Origin of the sequence: Mesobacillus sp., from assembly GCF_049588175.1 — a bacterium.
Taxonomy (GTDB): Bacteria; Bacillota; Bacilli; order Bacillales; family Cytobacillaceae; genus Mesobacillus.
The window spans coordinates 1-3,049 of record NZ_JBAVFI010000242.1 but is presented as its reverse complement, the minus strand read 5'-3'; the positions used below and the strand labels follow the sequence as shown (position 1 = coordinate 3,049).

The window sequence follows — 3,049 nt, the reverse complement described above, 5'->3', positions numbered from 1 at the left end:
TAAGACCTGTTTGCAACGCTTTATCTATGTTTATATGGAATGCCCCGCTCCAAGGTTCTTTATGTTCAGGCCCTAAAGGAGTTTTTTCTGGAAGCCATAATGGCATTTCTGTCCAGGGAGCTACTTTGTGCTCGAATAAGAAATCTTCATCAGCCCATACAAGTTCGGCATCGGTGCCTGCCACTTCTTTACATGTTAACAAGACCTCCTGAAGCAAAATTGGCTTGCCGGTTACATTGTATGTACCTGCACATTTTTCTTCCATCATTTTCAGGATCCAAATAGCCAGGTCCTTGACGTCGATTAATTGGACGAACGAGCTCTCAGGGTTACCAGGAGCAATTACACTGCCGCCTTCAGCTATCCTGTTCACCCAGTAGGGAAGTCTGTCGGTGTAGTCATTCTCGCCAACAAGCTGGCCTGCACGTATATTCAGCACTTTGCCAGGCATGTTCCTTTCGGCTTCCTGTTCGCACAGGGTTTTAAACTGACCGTAATATTGTAGGACAGGAGTTGCCGGATCGCTTGTGAGTCTATCTGCTTCTTCAACTGACATTGATTGAACATGGTAATTTTCTTTAATTCCTTTTGGTATCCAATCCTGATAGACAGAAATACTAGATACAAAAGCATAAAATTCCGTTTTCTCTTTTAAAAGTGATGTTATGTTGCTTACAGAACGCGGAATCTGTCCAGAAGTATCCAGCACAGCATCCCAATGGCGGTCTTTCAAGAGTTCCAGACTGCCATTCCTGTCGCCAATTAAAATTTCAACATTTTTTAATACATCATTGTTATTACCCCGATTAAAAACGGTGATCTCATGACCACTTTTTTGTGCTTCATCTACAAATGCCTTTCCCAAGAACCGGCTTCCTCCTAAAACAAGAATCTTCATATTTAGTCCTCCCAAGGTTTTCTTTAAACATACCATATTGTTAAACTATTTTGAAAATTTTAATTTAGACATTATTTTAAAAATAACTTCCATACTACTATTGGTTTTTATTTGCTGAATTAAGTTTAATTGCTAAAATGAACTTAGTTCAAAAATGTCTTGTTGGCATGAAGGGGGATCCGCATGGAAGAAACGTACTTACAATCAGTCAGATACGATGGTGAAAAACTCTATATTCTTGATCAGACAAAGCTGCCTCAGGTTACAGAATTCCTTGAGGTAACAAACATAGAAGATGTATGGGATGCAATTAAACAGCTAAAGGTAAGGGGAGCTCCCGCGATTGGAATAGCGGCAGCATATGGTTTGGCTCTTGGGATTAAAGCTGCTCCTGAACAGGACTTTGGCTCCTTTTATGAATTCTTTAAAAAACAGTCGGATTACCTCGCTGGCTCAAGACCTACTGCAGTGAACCTATTTTGGGCACTTAAAAGGATGGATGCTCGAGCTAACAAAGAAAGCGGTAAGCCTGTAGCAGAAATTAAACAGTTATTGACCGAAGAAGCTCACTTAATCCGGGAAGAAGATGAAAATGTTTGCAGTTCAATTGGTGAAAACGCACTAACATTATTTAACGATGGCATGACAGTTCTGACACATTGCAACGCAGGTGGAATCGCTACAGCTCGTTATGGGACAGCCCTTGCACCATTTTACCTGGCAAAGGAAAGAGGCATGGATATTAAGGTGTTTGCCGATGAAACTCGCCCCTTGCTTCAGGGTGCTCGTCTCACCGCCTGGGAATTAATGCAGGCGGGAATTGATGTTACACTAATTACTGACAGCATGGCTGCGATGGTCATGCAAAAAGGTAAGGTCCAGGCTGTAATTGTTGGCTGTGACCGTGTAGCTGCGAATGGGGATGTGGCAAATAAAATCGGAACGTATGGTGTTGCTTTGCTTGCAAAAGCTCACAATATTCCGTTCTATGTTGCAGCGCCGCTATCTACTATTGACTTAGCAACAAAAACTGGCGAAGATATACCAATCGAAGAGCGAGATGCAGAAGAAATCACTGCCGGCTTTGGTAAATCTACTGCACCAGAGGGAGTCAAGGTATTCAATCCAGCGTTTGATGTTACACCACATCATCTGATCACCGCAATCATCACTGAAAAAGGGATTATGCGTGGGAATTACAGTGAAGAATTGCCTCGATTGTTTCAAAATTAGTTAGACTTCATGCCGGGCTGCCAGCCCGGCATTTTTTATATTTATGGCGAGATAAATGCCACACTTAGTTTCCATATTGAATTTATGACTATAGTCGAATAGAAGACTTGGTCAGTAAGCACCCGCAAGTACGGTGCTTTTTCCCATGGAAAAAATTACTTAGTAAATTCACCAAAAAGGTGGGTAAATATAAAATACGATTAAATTTTCAAAAAGTTGTAATAATTGCAACCGTTTCCGGACATAATTACTGTTAGAATGATAATAAAGGATGGTGAAACACGATGAGGAAGCCTAGAAAACGTTCTTTCCAGGAGTTAGTAATGGAAAATAAACGCCAACTTATGAATGACCGTGATGCACTCGAAAAAATCGAAGCAAGATTAGAACAAAAACGTATGGGGAAAGCGGAGTAAATTTCATACATTACCATAAATGATTCCTCTTTCTTTAGGCAAAACTTAAGATAGAGGAGGGGATATTTATGAGCAATCCAAAAAAGGACAGCAAACATTTCGTTCCTAGCCATCTTGGCACACAGCCACGCGGTTTTGGCGGTAACAAAGGGAAGAAAATGCAAGATAAGTCTGGCGAACAGCCACAGCTTATCCAAACAAAAGGTGAATAAACGTATGGAAAATGCCTGCCAATTCAATGGCAGGTTTTATTTTTTTGAAAAGATAGGTGCAAATTTCACTTCGAGAATTGTCCAGCTTCAGCGCCTAGCCCTTCGACGGACAGGACGTCCTAGTGCCGACGTTGCCGCAGGACGCGGCGGTTTTAGTCGGCCAGCGCTTGTTGAACTTACCCAGGATGGGCTGGCGTCGACGTTGCCGCAAGATGCGACGGTTTTAGTCGACGTTCACTTTACAAGGCGCTTGCGCTTTTCTAATATCCACTGTTTTCCGCTAATAATCA

General features: G+C 41.9%; 5 protein-coding genes. 4 read left to right on the top strand and 1 reads right to left on the bottom strand.

Going from position 1 to position 3,049, the window contains the following annotated elements; all coding sequences use genetic code 11:
• Nucleotides 1-898, bottom strand: an 898-nt coding sequence (locus WB217_RS05985; RefSeq protein ID WP_423991589.1) for an NAD-dependent epimerase/dehydratase family protein, incomplete at its 3' end; no start/stop codon positions are given.
• Between the two features lie 183 nt (nt 899-1,081).
• Between WB217_RS05985 and mtnA the strand changes: the two genes are divergently transcribed.
• The 4 genes from mtnA to WB217_RS05965 all read left to right on the top strand — a co-directional run.
• Complete coding sequence (gene mtnA, locus WB217_RS05980) at nt 1,082-2,131, top strand: S-methyl-5-thioribose-1-phosphate isomerase (RefSeq protein ID WP_423991587.1); 1,050 nt, start codon at nt 1,082-1,084, stop codon at nt 2,129-2,131.
• Between the two features lie 284 nt (nt 2,132-2,415).
• On the top strand, nt 2,416-2,547 hold the full coding sequence (locus WB217_RS05975; protein ID WP_335376118.1) for an FbpB family small basic protein: 132 nt from the start codon (nt 2,416-2,418) through the stop codon (nt 2,545-2,547).
• A gap of 68 nt (nt 2,548-2,615) precedes the next feature.
• Complete coding sequence (locus WB217_RS05970) at nt 2,616-2,759, top strand: acid-soluble spore protein N (protein WP_335376117.1); 144 nt, start codon at nt 2,616-2,618, stop codon at nt 2,757-2,759.
• Nucleotides 2,760-2,763: 4 nt separating this feature from the next.
• Nucleotides 2,764-3,049, top strand: a 286-nt coding sequence (locus tag WB217_RS05965) for a hypothetical protein (protein ID WP_423991584.1), incomplete at its 3' end; no start/stop codon positions are given.

Excerpts from the sequence above, each read along its gene's own strand:
- mtnA (WP_423991587.1), top strand. The coding sequence starts at position 1,082 with ATGGAAGAAACGTACTTACAATCAGTCAGATACGATGGTGAAAAACTC.
- WB217_RS05975 (WP_335376118.1), top strand. The coding sequence starts at position 2,416 with ATGAGGAAGCCTAGAAAACGTTCTTTCCAGGAGTTAGTAATGGAAAAT.
- WB217_RS05970 (WP_335376117.1), top strand. The coding sequence starts at position 2,616 with ATGAGCAATCCAAAAAAGGACAGCAAACATTTCGTTCCTAGCCATCTT.